Origin of the sequence: Paenibacillus sp. 2TAF8 (genome assembly GCF_052114825.1) — a bacterium.
Classification (GTDB): domain Bacteria; phylum Bacillota; class Bacilli; order Paenibacillales; family Paenibacillaceae; genus Paenibacillus.
The window spans coordinates 793,994-808,559 of sequence record NZ_JBFRFN010000002.1 but is presented as its reverse complement, the minus strand read 5'-3'; the positions used below and the strand labels follow the sequence as shown (position 1 = coordinate 808,559).

Below are 14,566 nucleotides of genomic sequence, written 5' to 3'. Positions count from 1 at the left end.
GCCTGATACACCAATTAAAAAAAATTAGCTGCTGGTAAACGCATTGGGGGAAATCTATGAAACATCAAATAATCGACTTGAGAGATTATCCAAATCTGCTAAAAGAAGCTATCGAGTATGTTGCCCAAAGATGGGGGTTACATAGAAGAATATTTGAGGAATGTATAACTTCTAGTATGACAACAACAAGTCCATTACCTCGATGGTATTTGTTGATAAATGGTGATGAAATCATTGGTAGCTACTCATTAATGAATAATGATTTTGTGAGTCGACAAGATTTATGGCCGTACTTATCAAATCTATATGTTGATGAAAAGGAACGAGGAAAAGGTCTTGGGGCAGTCATGCTGGAGCACGCGAGACAAGAAGCTTATAAACTCGGATACAACAAATTGTATTTATGTACAGATCATATCAATTATTATGAGAAATATGGCTGGATTCATATATGCAATGGGTATCATACTTGGAATAGGGAATCAAAGATTTATATGATTGAGACAGGATTAATGCAAGAAGAACAACTCCATAATTACTAGGAGGTAGCAATCATGACTCTTAGATTACAAAGTGCAAGGAACTCGGATCTTCATATTTTGGCAGAAATGAATAAGCAGCTAATCGAAGATGAGAAAAGTTCTAACACAACCGGAATTAAAGAACTATTAAAATACAAAACGATAAAGTGAACTGGCTCTATCAGAAAAAAGATTTACCCAAGGAGATAAGCGATTTATGAAAATAATGAATTTATTTATATGTATTGCAGTTATTTTGCTGTTGGCAGGTTGCCAATCTTCACAACAATCACAACAACCCAAACTGATAAAAGAAGAAACGACTGATTTCGACATAAAGACTGCCATGGAAATGGTAAAGACGAAAGAAAAATTGATTGTTGACGTAGCATTAAAAGAAAAGGTATCCAAGCTGGAGTATGAAGAAATCGAGAAATCTTTTACTAAAGAATTTGGAAGCCGCGCACAGGATATTCTATCCATTTTATTTATCAATAATATGGATGCTGAGCCCAATGCAGATATATCCATTAATAAAAATATATTATATCCGACTGTCTTCCATGAAGGCATAAAGATAACTAAAGCCGTTATTGAAAAGAGTGAATTTGATAACGAATTTTTCAATGAAACGACTTTGAAAATCAAAGAAGAGTATGTCGGTGCTGATGAAAAATTAAAGTCTTGGAACAGAGAGTATATTTTCACACCCAACGAAAATGGAGAATGGGAATTCAGTGGATTTTCTGGAACATTGAATTTTTCGGGAGAAGATTACAACCTGAATTATTTAGAGTTAAAAAGATGAACCAGAAACAACATTAGGAGGATTGTTTATATGAACATTTATTTCGGACAATTTCTATTTAGTGACAATAAGGAATTGTTAAACATCGAAACGGTCAAAGACTTTTTAGCAAGAAGTTACTGGGCTAGCAGAAGACCTGGAGAAATCATTGAAAAATCAATCAACAATTCTGTTTGTATTGGGATCTATAGTGAACAGGTTCAAGTTGGGTTTGCACGGATCATTACAGATGATGCTACGACTTATTGGCTTTGTGATGTTTTTATAGATGAGAATTATAGAGGTCATGGACTAGGTAAGAAATTGATTGAAATTATAACAAGCTCTGAACGATTCAAGAATATGATGGGGATATTAGGAACTAAAGATGCACATGGGTTATATGAACAATATGACTTTGAAAAAGACAACGAACGATTTATGAAAAGAATGCCTGATTTTATAAGGAACATGTAAGTGGTCATAAAATGGAATCATATTGAACCATTACCTATAAATTAATGAAGAGAAGAGGATTAACTGATGACCTATAAATCCATTTTAGTAGATCAAATGTCTGCATGTTATAACGATAAGAGTTGGTTTATTCCGCTTGAGGATATACTGGAAGATGTAACAATGGAAGAAGCACTTACTGAGGATGAGAATAAACAAACCATTTGGTCCATCGTGAATCATCTTATTTATTGGAATGAGAAATGGCTTGAGCGTTATAAGGCAGGAGAATTTGTATTGAATCATGGGATCAACAATGATGAAACTTTTGCTTTGATTGAAGATCAATTGGATGAAGCTGGCTGGAAGGAAACTTTAAATAGACTTGAGCATGTTTTTATCAGTTGGAGAGTTGTTTTAGAAGAAACAGATGAATCTAAACTCACGAAGCAACTTCCAGAATATTTTAATGCTCCTTGGTGGGGAGTTGTTTCTAATCTAAGTATTCATAGTGCATATCATATAGGACAAATCATGTTAATAAAGAAACAAATTCGAGCTAGGTAATCTGAAGAATAAAAGGGAAGAAAGATAAGGAATAAAACTTTAGGATAGGTGAAAAGACATTAAATTACTGTTTATTTGTAGCCGGAATAAATGGCGTACCTTAACTGCCGAAAAATTTTTGAAGGATACAATGGATATGAAGTAAGGTCGGCATGAACTGAAACGGGAGCAAGAATTAGGGTTACGGAAGGGCATATTGGATGGTCCGAATTAATTGAAATATTGAAAGCAAGAGTATCTGAATATATTGAGATGCCCGTTTAAATAAGGAGTTGATCATTTTGGACATTGCTCATAGTAACATTTACAAATACCCGGTAATTGGAGTTTAGCATGAGTAAATTAATCGCTATATTGATAGGTATCCTTCTACTTATAACTGGTTGCAGTACTACACATAAGATCACTACGGATTCAACCAAAGAATTAACAAAAGAGCTGAAGGAACTTTTTCCGTCGATTGAAAGAGTTCATTTTACGTTTACCCGTCCAAATCTTTCTTGCAGAATAGACATGACCAGAGAACCGAGTAAAGAAGAACTGGAAGCGATTCTTACAGAAATCGAGAGATTTACTTCCGTGGATAACATGAATGAGATTGCTCGCAGCGTTAAATGGGGACTGGAAATATCCAAAGTTTATCTTGATATAAGCACGGATGAGGATAGGAAAACAATTGAACATGCTTATTATGCGAGATATTTCAAAACTTCCAACGCTAGTGACTATTCAGAAAGAAACATTGAGGGTTATAAAATCTGGTATGAAATAAAGGAATAATAGTCGCGATTGTGCTTATTAAATTTCTTTTTGGAGGGCAATCATGGAATTCATGTTTAATGACTCGATAATTCAACTGGTTCGAGGAGATATAACTAAACTGGAAGTGGATGCTGTTGTCAATGCGGCTAATACAAGTTTAATGGGTGGGGGCGGAGTAGATGGTGCTATCCATAAAGGTGGAGGAAAAGCAATATTAGATGATTGCATAAAGATCCGAAATCAACGAGGTGGTTGTGCGGTTGGAGAAGCAGTAGTAACAACTGGGGGTAACCTGAAGTGCCAATATGTGATTCATACTGTGGGCCCTGTTTGGAATGGTGGAAAAAACAATGAAGAAGAAAAACTTAGAAACTGTTATAAAAATTCATTAATACAAGCTGATCTTCATAGCGTCTCCAGCTTGGCTTTTCCTAATATAAGTACAGGCATATTTAAGTATCCCAAAGAATCAGCTTGTAGTGTAGCCTTGGATGAGGTATCACAATATCTATTGAGAAATCAAACAAAAATAAAGAAAGTAATATTTGTTTGTTTTGATGACGAGAGTTTAGAAATATACAAGAATGAAATAAAGAGATTGGGATAATAAAATGAGAAATTATTTGGAAAACAAAGGGGCGTTTGCATGGCATTCTGTATCGATTTTAAATTGATTGGTGTCAATGACGGTAAGGCAACGTACGCTTACGGAGATTGTTCTGAGAATCTTGAAGGACAGTTTGAATTGAATTTAGGACGCCTGCTCTCGGGTGAAGTCAGTATGGATACAGATATGAGAGAAGTTGTTAGGGTAACCAAGCCATGTTTAAGTGATGGAGAAAATCAACATAAAGCAAACCGGGCATTCAGTAAGATTTATAAACATTATAAAAAAACAGCTACATATCTAAAAGAAGGAGGGTACTATGCCTGATTTTACTATATAAAATGAAGTCATTGAAGCTAGCCGTTAGGAATAAGGCTGCTTCTTTTTTTATTTTCCACTTCGCAAATGGAACATTGTGGGTTATATTGGATATGATTTGGTTCTATAGTAGAGGAATGGAGAGGGTGTTCAGAAATGGACGATAATATACGTTTTCCGATTGGTCACTTTGAGCCCCGTCTTGAATTCACTGATGAGAATCGAAAACACACCATAGATCAAATTCCCGAGATTGCGAAGACCTTAAGAGAGATTACACAAGATCTTAATGGTGAGCAACTTCGTATCCCTTATCGTACAGGCGGCTGGACGGTCACCCAGATTGTACACCATCTTGCAGACAACGATATGAACGCGTACATAAGATTCAAAAGAGCATTAACCGAAGACGAACCACTCGCAAGCTCGTATCGTGAAGATTTATGGGCATCTTTACAGGAGTATCAAGATTTGGCAATGGAAGATTCGATCATGCTGCTGGAAATACTGCACAAGCGATTTCTCACGCTGCTGCGTGGCTTACAACCCGAGCAATTTAGGCGGAAACTGCGAACAGAGGTATTAGGTGCCATTTCGCTGGATGTCGCTATTCAACGATTTGTCTGGCACGGACAGCATCATATTGCTCAGATTAAATCTTTAAAAAGTGTCACAGAAATAGGAAAGCTTAACCAAGAAGAGATTTACCCTCACTGTCCCATGGAAATAAGAGTCGTTGAAGTTGGGGGATTAAGTAAACTGCAGCTTAAACATAAATTGCAGCAGTGTTCAATTCGAATGAACGAATACGGAATTAAACTGTTGGATGTTGAGAAATTTATCATTTCTCCTACAAAGAGGCAACTAGAGACGGTCGAGATATTGGTTAGAAATCTGGGATTTACGGATGGAGCTACGACCTCGCAACTCTTTCAAATGGCAGATACTCTCGGTTTGCAGTTATGTCCTATTGATTTGGGTCCTTTTCTTAGAATTCAGTATTTGGATCAACCTGAGACATGCACATCAAGCCCTGAGAAAGGAAACCAAGCACCATCAGGTTCACTCACAATAGCCTCTGAAGCTCTTAGTGAGGATGATCATTTTCCAAAAGGTTTTTATCTCAGACGTACAAACGACGAGTTGTGGTTACGAGGGTACATTGCGGATGATCTGCATGAGTGGAACCCTTATGACCGTTTTATCTTTTGCATAACTTGACAGTGTTCGATAGGAGACTTGGATATGTACCATTACCGAATGGGGCAAAAGGAAGATCTTACACACATTATCACTCTCTCTAATCTGTGGCAAAAAGAAGACATTACAGTAGGTTACGAGAATGTAGCCTGGACTCCAGAAAAATTAGAAAAAAAGCTGAATGAGTACTTTTATATTGTGGAGCTATATGATGTGGTTATTGGGTATGCTTTTGGAGTGATCAGGCGTGGAAACGCAGAGCCGGTTATTTCTCAAGCAGAAGAATATTTGGAAATTCACGAGGCCTACATCCATCCCGATCATCGAAGTAAAGGGATTGGTAAAGAACTCGTTAAATGTTTATTAGACCAAGCGCAAGAGCAACGGATCGAAAGGGCTTTGGTTGGATCATCTAATCGGAGATGGAAAGATACGGCAACATTCTACGAAGAATTAGGATTCAATATGTGGTATATCCAGATGTATAAATAGAAGGTGAGGACATTCAAGTTGAAGCCAATCCCCATGATTTTATCGTTTATTTTCATTATTTTAGGAATCAGTATAGTGACACTTACCAAAACGATTGAAGAGGTCATTCCCAAACTGGGATATGCCGCATTTCAGACTGCAGGAGCGGGAAGTTATAGTCCGGATAGCTATGAGATGAACCTAGGGCTGAATTACTGGGTGGGAGGTATCTGCATCCTGGTGGGAGCAGTTTACTTCATTCGTCACATCGCTTTCTTTCAACATTCGCTTACCGAAATGAAAAAGAGAGACAAAGAGTTTGAAGAGCAATATAAATAACATCAGGTAATCGTACGCTGAAGTTTATGATTATAATTCTAAGGTGGTGATCGTGATGAATGATCAAAGTCTCTTAAATTTTTATTTACATATGAGGGAGAAGGAAGCCTATCAATGGAATTTATCACCTGCAAGCTTGTATTTGGAGCTGGAGACAAGAGAGTTTCTGACTAAACACTTTAATGTGTTCAACGGAATGAAGGCGCTTAATATTGGAATTGGAGTAGGGGAATGGGACGATTATATCGGTTACTTGTTGAATGATGCGGGTAGTTTAACAAGTATTGATATTGATTCTGATATATGTGACATATTCGAATACCGACAAAAAAAGGAGGGCCATCCCAATGCCTCTGCTGTTATATGTGAGGACTTTTTAACATGTGAATTGTCTCAGGATCATTATGATCTGGTCACCATGATTGGCTCTGCTCTTCAAGAGACGGGCGAATATCGCAAAGGTTTGCAGAAAATATCTGAGGTGTTAAAACCGAACGCTCAATTCATGTATATGGATTTTGATAGATACCACAAAAAAGAAGATCTATTCGAACTGTTGACTGAATTGAAGTTTGAGCTAATGCATATCGAAGAATATAACCGATTTTCAAATGTCAGTTTTTACTGCATGAAGATCAAAAAGGAGGGGATTCTATGAATCGAACTCTTATAATCAGTGATATTCATGGTTGTATTGATGCGTTAAATCAATTGTTAATTAACGTAGACTACAATTCAAAATATGATCAGTTGATGCTGCTGGGAGATTACGTAGATCGAGGTGCTAATAGTAGAGAAGTCGTTGATAAGGTCATGGAATTAGTACAAGAGCATCACGCTATCGCATTAAAAGGAAATCATGACCAAAGATTTGTTGATCTCATACATGAGGGAACTTCCTCCATTCAATCCAAGTTTATGGAACATGGAGGAATTCAAACCCTTGAAAGTTACTGTCAATTAAACGATGAAGTTTCGAGTGAAATGATAGAAACGGCAAGGAAGATCATAAAGGCGGATTATAGTCATCATATTAATTTTTTGAGCAACTTACCTTTATTCCACGAGGATGAAAATCATATTTATGTTCATGCTGGATTGAATCCGGATTACAGTGAATGGAAGCAACAACCCGAGCATGATTTTATGTATATTAAAGATAAATTCATCCATCATGCATTCGAAGATCTACACAAAAAAGTTGTCTTTGGACATACCAAAACGAAAGACATACATGGGTCAGCGGACGTTTGGTTTGCTGAAGATAAGATTGGCATTGACGGTGGATGTGCCTTTGGAATGCAGCTTAATTGTTTAATTTATCAGAATGGTACTTACTTGGTGAAGCACGTTTAAAGTGTTGTAAACGATCCTGCTTGATCGAATGAGCGTTTGGAATGCTTGTTAGTACACGTTGTAAAATATTTATATAATCCTATTTTAGCAAAGGGAGATAACATAATGGATAAAGGCAAAATTATATTTTTGAATGGTGTAACGAGTTCGGGAAAAACGTCTATAGTTGAGGCGATGCAGTCGTACGATGATCCGTTCTTCTATGTTGTGGCGAATGATTTATTTGAGAATACAATCGGGGATAAACATCTGCAGACCGATTACTGGAAGTACCTAAGCGAAGCCATCATCATGATGTATCACACAGCGAAGGTATTCTCAGACCATGGCAAGCATGTGCTGATCGATGGAATATTGGTGGAGAGACCCGAGCTTGCACCGCATTATGAACAGGTGAAAAAGATATTTGAAGGATACCCACTGGAGATTGTGGAGCTACATTGCCCTCTCGATATCTGTCGTCAGCGTAACATTGAGCGGGGAGACCGTAGAGAAGACCAGTCCGATGAACAACATCGCATTATGGCTTCCGACATTCAGTACACGTACTCGGTAGATACGAGTCAGCATACACCTGAAGAATGTGCCGAGATGATTATAAACAAGTTATTCAAAAATGAATAAAGGTTCTTCTGTGGTATGAAACAAAGAGATTGAAAATGAAGCTGGGACGTCTATTGCATGATGTTCCAGCTTCTTGACTATTTCAGCACAACAGGCAGGAGAGGAAGGACAGAAATGCAAATTGGCAAGAATAAAGAGCGTTCGAATCAACAAAGATTACTTCTTCAATATATTACGCTGCGATGGGAGAAGGAAGTAAGAGGGGCTCCATTTTCGACTGCCCGAAATGATATGGAGAAATCTTTTGTTTTACCGGATATGCTGTTCAGTTACGACACGTCTTATGGCCTGCCTTACCACAGGCTGGTCATTTTGCAGAATAAGAAAGGTTTTGAGAAGGTTCAAGATAAGAGCATTATTATGAAACCCACTGAAAAAAAATGCAAATTGGGTTGTATTGTGATTGATAATAAGGAGCCGAGTTAAATATATTAAATATGTTATTTACCAGGCAGAATGATCCAAATGTGTTTAGAGATCAAGAGCCGATGAGAGAATATAGCCAGATTGAGATTTTATATTAATCTTATTAGATGACAGTGACTTGATATAAGCAAATGCTAGAGGTGGGGAGAAATGATTAATCCACAAAGAATCTTACCATTAATCAAACAACTAGAAGCGAATAATATTGCATATTCACTGGGTGGTAGTGCAATGTTGTGTTTTCTTGGATTAGTCCAGTCCGTAAACGATTGCGATTTGATGCTCGATTGCCCAAAATCCAAATTCATAGAAGCGATTGGTGGATATGAGTGGATTGAGAAGGAGAGCGGCGATAACCTTTTGCAAGTGAATATAGAATGGAGATTGGGTCGTTAAACGTGGATGTCATTGGCGGATTTGCTTTTGATGTAGATGGCGAACGACTGGTGTTACCTATATCCTCTATTCCAAATGTAAAATGGCACGGAATGGACGTTTCAAGTCCCGAATTATGGTACGTTGCACTGCTTGAGACTTAACTTCATCGAACAGAGGTGTATCAAATGCTATATCATTTCAGTGAAGAATCTGATATTCATATCTTTATACCAAGAACGAAGCAGAATCGGCCTGAGTTTCCGGCTGTTGTCTGGGCGATTGATGAGCAGCATGAATTCAGTTATTACTTTCCTAGAGATTGTCCTCGTATTGTGATTCAAAGAACGAAAAATATTAGTGATGAGCATCATGAGCTGTTTTTTAAACACACAAATGCAGAAATAATTGTAACGGTTGAGAGCGAGTGGTACTCAAGGATCATGCAGCAAACGTTGTATCGGTATCATATGGATGCAGCGCCGTTTAAACTTTTTGATGAAACCGCAGGGTACTATATTTCTGATCAGGTGGTTACACCAAGTTACATAGAGAAAATAGATCATCTGGTAGAGAGGCTTTTGGCCCGAGGGATTGAGTTGCGATTCACGACAAATCTATATCCTTTGAGAGATGCTGTGTTACAGTCAGAATTTCAACAATTCGGAATACATCGTTTCAATCATGCTAAACCATTGTAGAGGGCGGGGAATAGTCAGTTTGGGGGAGGATGGGGCCGTAGAGTCAAAGACTCCAATCTGGCAGAACGCATGATGAACTCGGAAGATGTTATTTTTCATCCAAAGACGAGAGAATCGCTTGAACAGTTGCTTACTAGCAAGGGCGAATCGTGATGATTCTAGATGATTGCCGATATTTGAAATTAGCCGGAAAGAGCGGACTGCTGTACATCGAACAAGCTGAGAAAATGGAATGTTAGATGGAGAATATCAATCCAGCATGGGGTGAATAGTTCTTATGATAACAGGTGGAATCACAAAAAGTATGCTCGTTAAGGATTTAAGACGATTAGGTGTGGAGAAGGGCATGACAATAATTGTTCATTCCTCTTACAAAGCAGTAGGCAGGGTTGTAGGTGGCCCGGTAAGTGTTATTTTAGCTCTGGAGGAAGCCATAGGACCAAATGGTAACCTAGTCATGCCTACTCAAACGGAACATCTATGTGAACCTTCAGAGCATGAGGGGAACCTATCTCCAGAGGAAATTGAGTTTATCAAAGACAATATGCCCATTTATTATCCTGATTTGACACCTACTTCTTATATGGGAATCATCCCGGAGTTGTTTCGCAAGCAGGACGGAGTGTTTCGAAGTTCTCACCCACACATGTCTTTTGCTGCTTGGGGGAAAGAATCAAAACGAATAACGAAAGATCATGGGCTGCATTATGCATTAAATGAGAAATCTCCGTTAGGGAAAATTTATGATGTGTATGGGAGAATTTTACTGCTTGGTGCGCCTGCAGATAGTAATACCTCTTTGCACCTAGCTGAGTACAGACAGCAGAATTCATTTGTTAAGCCCAAAGTCTGGGCAGTAAAAATGCTGATGGATGGACACGAACAATGGACTACATACGATGATATTAACAATGAATCGGATGATTTTGAATTGATTTTTAATGAGTTCAAGATGAATACCAGCGCTGTTATTGAAGGAAGAGTAGGAGAGGCTATGAGTTATTTGATACCCCAAAGAGAGATGGTGGATTATGCTTTGGGATGGATGAATCGGAAGCGAAGGGAATATAGAGATATAGAAAATACATGATCTTCTACAAAGAGAAGGGGGAAGTTTGGTGTGAATAAAGAAATGGAACATTTGCTTCAAGCTTTTGAAGAATGGACGCTATTTGTCAAAACGTTGACTCATCTCGAAGAAAAGATCTGGAATTCCAGTCTGGAAAAAGGAAAGTGGACGATCAAATCCATCGTAAGCCATATGATGTTATGGGATCGATATTTTTATAAGGAAGCGATTGAGAAGATTGCTCTGAATCAGCAGATTACGTTGAAGCATCTGGATTTTGATGAATTTAATCGCAAAGCTGTGGAGTATGGCAGCCGTACAGAGACGTCTGAAATCATCGACAAGGCAATCACATACCGTCATAAAATTATGAATGATATCCGAAGGTTATCGGAGGAGAAGCTTTATCAACGATATGTGGATACAGAGGGCAACGAGTTTTACATTCCCCAATATCTTAAAGATTTTATATGGCATGACGAGCATCATATGGAACCGTTAAAAACATATCTTGCTGAGGAGGGATTATTATGAGTATTCATACGATTACATTAGCTCAGGAACATCTGATTGGTTCATTCTCCAATGAGGTCACGCCCATTTTAAACATCAAGTCAGGTGATTCCATCCGTTTTCAGACGCTGGACGCGGGCTGGGGCACAGGAGAAAGTTATGCGGAACGGATCAAACCTTTTCCACGACAAGGTGAAAAAGATGGAGGTCACGCCTTAATTGGTCCAATTTTTATTGAAGAAGCGAAGCAGGGCCAAACGCTAGAGATCATTTTCAACGAGATCATACCAGGCAGTTATGGTTTTACTTCCGCGGGCGGGTATCCAAACTGGCAGAATCAGAAATTGCACCTAACAGAGGTCCAAGAACTGTCCTTGAATTGGACAATTGATCGACAAGCGATGAGCGCTTCTTGTGAAGTGCAGGGGAAAAAATACGCAGTATCCTTAAATCCATTTATGGGTGTCGTGGGCATGCCGCCAGAATCAGGCGGAATTCATACGACGTGGCCGCCACGCTATTGTGGAGGAAACATCGACTGTAAGGAGCTGGTTCAGGGAAGTAAGTTATATTTACCTATTCCTGTAGACGGCGGTTATCTTGCAATTGGTGATGGTCATGCACGGCAAGGGGATGGGGAAGTCAGTTGTCAGGCTATTGAATGTGCTATGGAGCTTGTAGATGTCACATTAAGTGTCATAGATGATATGAAACTGACCAATCCTCGTGCACATACGCCGTCTGGCTGGCTTACCTTTGGTTTCGATGAGGATCTGAATGAGGCAACCGTGCAAGCGCTAGATGGTATGTTAAACCTGATGGGTGAGTTATATGGCCTGGAGAGGGTAGAAGCGATTGCGCTCGGAAGCGCGGTAATTGATCTGCGTATCACGCAAATTGTGAATGGTGTAAAAGGCGTGCATGCCTTTTTGCCCCACGATGCTTTTAAGTGATTTGAATCTGTTATGCTACTTTACAAATTGAATAAACGATTTACACAATCACGGTGTGGACACATCTGTAATTCAGTAATATCAATGAACCGGAGGTGGATGTGATGAGAGACAAGCCACAGCTTGTTTTAGATATTGCAGGTGTATTGTTGAGTAATATGTCATTAATGTGCTGGAAAGAAATGATTCAGGAAACGAACCTGTCAGCAGAACAATTAAAAATGCATTTTGGGGGCATCAAGAGACAGCTTTGGACTGGGAAAATGAAAGAAGAAGAGTTCTGGGCTTCCTTAGGTGAAGTATATCCTGAATTACCGATCGGCCGAGCAAGGGACATCTTATATGATTCAATCGTTCCGTTACCTGCTGCTGGGTACCTTGAGCGCTGGAGTGAGTTCGCCGATATTCATCTACTTAGCAATCATTGCAGGGAATGGATACAACCGAATCTGGATAGCTTGAGCCAATATACAAAAAGTGTAACGATCTCGAATCAAGTAGGTTTATGCAAACCGGAGATTGAAATATATCAACTGGTTGAAACACATCTGGCAGGTGGAGTAGACGTACTATTTATAGATGACCAAGAGAAAAATTTGCATTCGGCTAAACATCTCGGATGGAAGACGTTGCTGGCGGATGAAGAGGGAAGATGGACTCAAGAAGTAGAATCATTCATAAATTTTCATATTTAAATTCGTATCCCATATATTGCTGAAGCCCTCTATGATGTCATTTCAATTGATGTTAGAGGGTTCTTCCAATTTATGTCCTTTAAGTGTTTTATTTTCCTGAAATTGGGCGGAATGAAATGAAGGTGATCAAAATATTCTAAATAATAACAGAATATGTATTGACCCAAGGCTTTTTATGATACTATAATGAAATGGGTTTCATGAAATCCGTTTCATTAATTCCTGACAACTTAGTAAGCGCTTTCTGTTGAAAGGGGTATTACAGGTTTTCAAGTTCCCATCTATGACAGCCTTGTGATGAGTTAAGTCATTCGAGGAAGTCATCCTAGCGTTATGCAAGCTTGATTCATCTTTATCTAACTTTGAGGGGGAGCGTGTGAAAGATGAAGTTTGTGCGAAAGAAAAGGAATAGCCTGCTGGTGATGTTCACCTTAATGGTGACCATTATTGCTGGTTGCAGCGGTGGAGGAACACCATCTGATACTGCGACTCAGCCGCCTGCGAATGAAAACAAAGAAGCGGCGGTTGAACCTGCACAGGAGAAACAGGAGCCGAAGGTGGATTTGAAAGGCAGAGCTGTCCGGATATCGAACTGGTGGGATGCATCTCCCAAAGGAGACTCTGAGGCAGATGAGCGTGCTCGTGAACGAATCAAAAAAGTAGAAGAAAAATACAACGTAAAAATTTCCTATTTGAATACTGATTACGGAGCAACATCTGAGAAAATTTCTTCATCCGTGATGGCCAATGAGCCTTTTGCAGAGATTGTGCGTGTGCCTGACGGGTACATCTGGGGCCTCATGCAGGGTGGATTCCTTACACCGCTGGATGATTATCTGAAAGATACGCAGATCAAGCCGGATGTTATCGATTCCATGCGATTCGGCAGTGATAAGGTATATGGCTTGACGGGTTGGTATACCCCGAATGACAGTGGAATGTTTTATAACAAACGAATCTTCAAAGAGGCTGGTTTGAAGGATCCGCAGCAATTGATGGAAGAGGATAACTGGAACTGGGATACGATGCTGGATGCAGCGAAGAAACTAACCGTTGATAAAAACGGGGATGGCAAGATGGATCAGTATGGTCTGTCGGGTGCGTATTACGTACTTCACGAAACGCTGATCGGAAGCAACGGCGGTAAAATGTATGACGAGGCAACACAAAAGGCAGCGTTTGATTCACCCGAATCTTTGGAAGCGCTTAACTTTCTGTATAGCCTGTACAACGATCATAAAGTCGTGAAGGCTAACGCCGGCAATGACTGGGAAGACCCTTCCAAATTTTTCTCGGAAGGAAATATAGCGATGTACCCCGGCGGATTGTGGGAAGTCGAAGGCCGCATTCTGGATAAGTTAAAAGACGACTGGGGATATGTTTACATGCCTAAAGGTCCTAAAGCCAAAACTTATCTGGATACAGTCAACAGTACCGAAAGTTTTGTTATTCCTAAGGGCGTAAAAGATGCAGATATCATCGTCAAAATCTGGGAAGAACTTCAGGACTTTGACAACTGGCAGGATAATCACCGTCTGTGGTTAGAAAACATTTTGCCTGACGAAGCTTCAATCGCTAACGCTATGAATGACAACGGACAGGTTGAACGTGTATACGGTGCTCGCGCTGGAGGATTAGGTGTTAAGGAAGCTCTTGGCAGTGTAACTGAAAAGTTTGTGAAAGGTGAAGTGACTCCATCGACGGGTGTTGCTCAGGTCATCGGACCAGCCCAGGCAGGAATTCAGAAAGTACTGAAAGGTGAAAAAAGCAAATAGGGAGTAAGCTATGGAGCTACAGGTTTGGGTTTGTATCTTATGTTAGAGGCT

Annotated in this window: 23 protein-coding genes and 1 pseudogene; all 24 read left to right on the top strand. The window is 39.4% G+C overall.

Features of this window, described 5'->3' with window-relative positions:
• Positions 1-56: 56 nt before the first annotated feature.
• Entirely contained in the window at positions 57-542 is a 486-nt protein-coding gene (locus tag AB4Z30_RS05600) for a GNAT family N-acetyltransferase (RefSeq protein WP_441924069.1), read from the top strand.
• A 12-nt stretch (positions 543-554) separates the two neighbouring features.
• The gene (locus AB4Z30_RS05595; RefSeq protein ID WP_441924067.1) at positions 555-692 is read left to right on the top strand and encodes a hypothetical protein; all 138 of its coding nucleotides are present in this window, start codon (positions 555-557) and stop codon (positions 690-692) included.
• Positions 693-738: 46 nt separating this feature from the next.
• Positions 739-1,329, top strand: a complete 591-nt coding sequence (locus AB4Z30_RS05590; RefSeq protein ID WP_441924065.1) for a hypothetical protein — start codon at positions 739-741, stop codon at positions 1,327-1,329.
• 30 nt (positions 1,330-1,359) lie between these two features.
• The gene (locus AB4Z30_RS05585) at positions 1,360-1,785 is read left to right on the top strand and encodes a GNAT family N-acetyltransferase (RefSeq protein WP_441924063.1); all 426 of its coding nucleotides are present in this window, start codon (positions 1,360-1,362) and stop codon (positions 1,783-1,785) included.
• A gap of 66 nt (positions 1,786-1,851) precedes the next feature.
• Positions 1,852-2,331, top strand: a complete 480-nt coding sequence (locus tag AB4Z30_RS05580) for a DinB family protein (protein ID WP_441924061.1) — start codon at positions 1,852-1,854, stop codon at positions 2,329-2,331.
• A gap of 333 nt (positions 2,332-2,664) precedes the next feature.
• Complete coding sequence (locus tag AB4Z30_RS05575) at positions 2,665-3,111, top strand: hypothetical protein (protein WP_441924059.1); 447 nt, start codon at positions 2,665-2,667, stop codon at positions 3,109-3,111.
• A 43-nt stretch (positions 3,112-3,154) separates the two neighbouring features.
• Positions 3,155-3,700: an O-acetyl-ADP-ribose deacetylase gene (locus tag AB4Z30_RS05570; RefSeq protein WP_441924057.1), complete on the top strand. Its 546-nt coding sequence runs from the start codon at positions 3,155-3,157 to the stop codon at positions 3,698-3,700.
• Between the two features lie 39 nt (positions 3,701-3,739).
• Positions 3,740-4,027 (top strand): hypothetical protein, encoded by a 288-nt coding sequence (locus AB4Z30_RS05565; protein ID WP_441924055.1) that lies wholly within the window; start codon positions 3,740-3,742, stop codon positions 4,025-4,027.
• A gap of 147 nt (positions 4,028-4,174) precedes the next feature.
• A pseudogene (locus AB4Z30_RS05560) lies at positions 4,175-4,675 on the top strand (YfiT family bacillithiol transferase); the annotation flags it as partial.
• Between the two features lie 63 nt (positions 4,676-4,738).
• On the top strand, positions 4,739-5,239 hold the full coding sequence (locus AB4Z30_RS05555; RefSeq protein WP_441924237.1) for a helicase: 501 nt from the start codon (positions 4,739-4,741) through the stop codon (positions 5,237-5,239).
• Positions 5,240-5,263: 24 nt separating this feature from the next.
• Positions 5,264-5,710 carry a GNAT family N-acetyltransferase gene (locus tag AB4Z30_RS05550; RefSeq protein WP_441924053.1) on the top strand — a complete coding sequence of 149 codons (447 nt, stop codon included), beginning with the start codon at positions 5,264-5,266 and terminating at the stop codon, positions 5,708-5,710.
• A gap of 75 nt (positions 5,711-5,785) precedes the next feature.
• Positions 5,786-6,028, top strand: a complete 243-nt coding sequence (locus AB4Z30_RS05545; protein WP_441924051.1) for a hypothetical protein — start codon at positions 5,786-5,788, stop codon at positions 6,026-6,028.
• A 55-nt stretch (positions 6,029-6,083) separates the two neighbouring features.
• Positions 6,084-6,686 carry a class I SAM-dependent methyltransferase gene (locus AB4Z30_RS05540; RefSeq protein WP_441924049.1) on the top strand — a complete coding sequence of 201 codons (603 nt, stop codon included), beginning with the start codon at positions 6,084-6,086 and terminating at the stop codon, positions 6,684-6,686.
• Entirely contained in the window at positions 6,683-7,384 is a 702-nt protein-coding gene (locus AB4Z30_RS05535; protein WP_441924047.1) for a metallophosphoesterase family protein, read from the top strand. The genes AB4Z30_RS05540 and AB4Z30_RS05535 overlap by 4 nt, the downstream gene beginning before the upstream one ends.
• Positions 7,385-7,489: 105 nt before the next feature.
• Positions 7,490-8,008 carry a phosphotransferase-like protein gene (locus tag AB4Z30_RS05530; RefSeq protein ID WP_441924045.1) on the top strand — a complete coding sequence of 173 codons (519 nt, stop codon included), beginning with the start codon at positions 7,490-7,492 and terminating at the stop codon, positions 8,006-8,008.
• 114 nt (positions 8,009-8,122) lie between these two features.
• Positions 8,123-8,434, top strand: a complete 312-nt coding sequence (locus AB4Z30_RS05525) for a hypothetical protein (RefSeq protein WP_441924043.1) — start codon at positions 8,123-8,125, stop codon at positions 8,432-8,434.
• Between the two features lie 150 nt (positions 8,435-8,584).
• A complete protein-coding gene (locus AB4Z30_RS05520) occupies positions 8,585-8,830 on the top strand; it encodes a hypothetical protein (RefSeq protein ID WP_441924041.1) in 246 nt (81 codons plus the stop codon).
• Complete coding sequence (locus tag AB4Z30_RS05515) at positions 8,812-8,973, top strand: hypothetical protein (protein WP_441924039.1); 162 nt, start codon at positions 8,812-8,814, stop codon at positions 8,971-8,973. The genes AB4Z30_RS05520 and AB4Z30_RS05515 overlap by 19 nt, the downstream gene beginning before the upstream one ends.
• 24 nt (positions 8,974-8,997) lie before the next feature.
• Complete coding sequence (locus AB4Z30_RS05510; protein WP_441924037.1) at positions 8,998-9,510, top strand: DUF6886 family protein; 513 nt, start codon at positions 8,998-9,000, stop codon at positions 9,508-9,510.
• 277 nt (positions 9,511-9,787) lie between these two features.
• Positions 9,788-10,600, top strand: coding sequence for an aminoglycoside N(3)-acetyltransferase (locus AB4Z30_RS05505; protein WP_441924035.1), 813 nt, complete (start codon positions 9,788-9,790; stop codon positions 10,598-10,600).
• Between the two features lie 30 nt (positions 10,601-10,630).
• Positions 10,631-11,113, top strand: coding sequence for a DinB family protein (locus AB4Z30_RS05500; RefSeq protein WP_441924033.1), 483 nt, complete (start codon positions 10,631-10,633; stop codon positions 11,111-11,113).
• Entirely contained in the window at positions 11,110-12,045 is a 936-nt protein-coding gene (locus tag AB4Z30_RS05495) for an acetamidase/formamidase family protein (protein ID WP_441924031.1), read from the top strand. Before AB4Z30_RS05500 ends, AB4Z30_RS05495 begins: the two co-directional genes overlap by 4 nt.
• Positions 12,046-12,149: 104 nt before the next feature.
• Positions 12,150-12,740 carry an HAD-IA family hydrolase gene (locus tag AB4Z30_RS05490; protein WP_441924029.1) on the top strand — a complete coding sequence of 197 codons (591 nt, stop codon included), beginning with the start codon at positions 12,150-12,152 and terminating at the stop codon, positions 12,738-12,740.
• Positions 12,741-13,123: 383 nt separating this feature from the next.
• Positions 13,124-14,515, top strand: coding sequence for an extracellular solute-binding protein (locus AB4Z30_RS05485; protein WP_441924027.1), 1,392 nt, complete (start codon positions 13,124-13,126; stop codon positions 14,513-14,515).
• Positions 14,516-14,566: the final 51 nt, after the last annotated feature.

Coding starts and splice junctions, on each gene's coding strand:
- AB4Z30_RS05540 (WP_441924049.1), top strand. CDS start 6,084: ATGAATGATCAAAGTCTCTTAAATTTTTATTTACATATGAGGGAGAAG.
- AB4Z30_RS05590 (WP_441924065.1), top strand. CDS start 739: ATGAAAATAATGAATTTATTTATATGTATTGCAGTTATTTTGCTGTTG.
- AB4Z30_RS05535 (WP_441924047.1), top strand. CDS start 6,683: ATGAATCGAACTCTTATAATCAGTGATATTCATGGTTGTATTGATGCG.
- AB4Z30_RS05510 (WP_441924037.1), top strand. CDS start 8,998: ATGCTATATCATTTCAGTGAAGAATCTGATATTCATATCTTTATACCA.
- AB4Z30_RS05585 (WP_441924063.1), top strand. CDS start 1,360: ATGAACATTTATTTCGGACAATTTCTATTTAGTGACAATAAGGAATTG.
- AB4Z30_RS05485 (WP_441924027.1), top strand. CDS start 13,124: ATGAAGTTTGTGCGAAAGAAAAGGAATAGCCTGCTGGTGATGTTCACC.
- AB4Z30_RS05495 (WP_441924031.1), top strand. CDS start 11,110: ATGAGTATTCATACGATTACATTAGCTCAGGAACATCTGATTGGTTCA.
- AB4Z30_RS05555 (WP_441924237.1), top strand. CDS start 4,739: ATGGAAATAAGAGTCGTTGAAGTTGGGGGATTAAGTAAACTGCAGCTT.
- AB4Z30_RS05600 (WP_441924069.1), top strand. CDS start 57: ATGAAACATCAAATAATCGACTTGAGAGATTATCCAAATCTGCTAAAA.
- AB4Z30_RS05570 (WP_441924057.1), top strand. CDS start 3,155: ATGGAATTCATGTTTAATGACTCGATAATTCAACTGGTTCGAGGAGAT.
- AB4Z30_RS05550 (WP_441924053.1), top strand. CDS start 5,264: ATGTACCATTACCGAATGGGGCAAAAGGAAGATCTTACACACATTATC.
- AB4Z30_RS05505 (WP_441924035.1), top strand. CDS start 9,788: ATGATAACAGGTGGAATCACAAAAAGTATGCTCGTTAAGGATTTAAGA.
- AB4Z30_RS05565 (WP_441924055.1), top strand. CDS start 3,740: ATGGCATTCTGTATCGATTTTAAATTGATTGGTGTCAATGACGGTAAG.
- AB4Z30_RS05515 (WP_441924039.1), top strand. CDS start 8,812: ATGGAGATTGGGTCGTTAAACGTGGATGTCATTGGCGGATTTGCTTTT.
- AB4Z30_RS05490 (WP_441924029.1), top strand. CDS start 12,150: ATGAGAGACAAGCCACAGCTTGTTTTAGATATTGCAGGTGTATTGTTG.
- AB4Z30_RS05595 (WP_441924067.1), top strand. CDS start 555: ATGACTCTTAGATTACAAAGTGCAAGGAACTCGGATCTTCATATTTTG.
- AB4Z30_RS05525 (WP_441924043.1), top strand. CDS start 8,123: ATGCAAATTGGCAAGAATAAAGAGCGTTCGAATCAACAAAGATTACTT.
- AB4Z30_RS05520 (WP_441924041.1), top strand. CDS start 8,585: ATGATTAATCCACAAAGAATCTTACCATTAATCAAACAACTAGAAGCG.
- AB4Z30_RS05580 (WP_441924061.1), top strand. CDS start 1,852: ATGACCTATAAATCCATTTTAGTAGATCAAATGTCTGCATGTTATAAC.
- AB4Z30_RS05530 (WP_441924045.1), top strand. CDS start 7,490: ATGGATAAAGGCAAAATTATATTTTTGAATGGTGTAACGAGTTCGGGA.
- AB4Z30_RS05575 (WP_441924059.1), top strand. CDS start 2,665: ATGAGTAAATTAATCGCTATATTGATAGGTATCCTTCTACTTATAACT.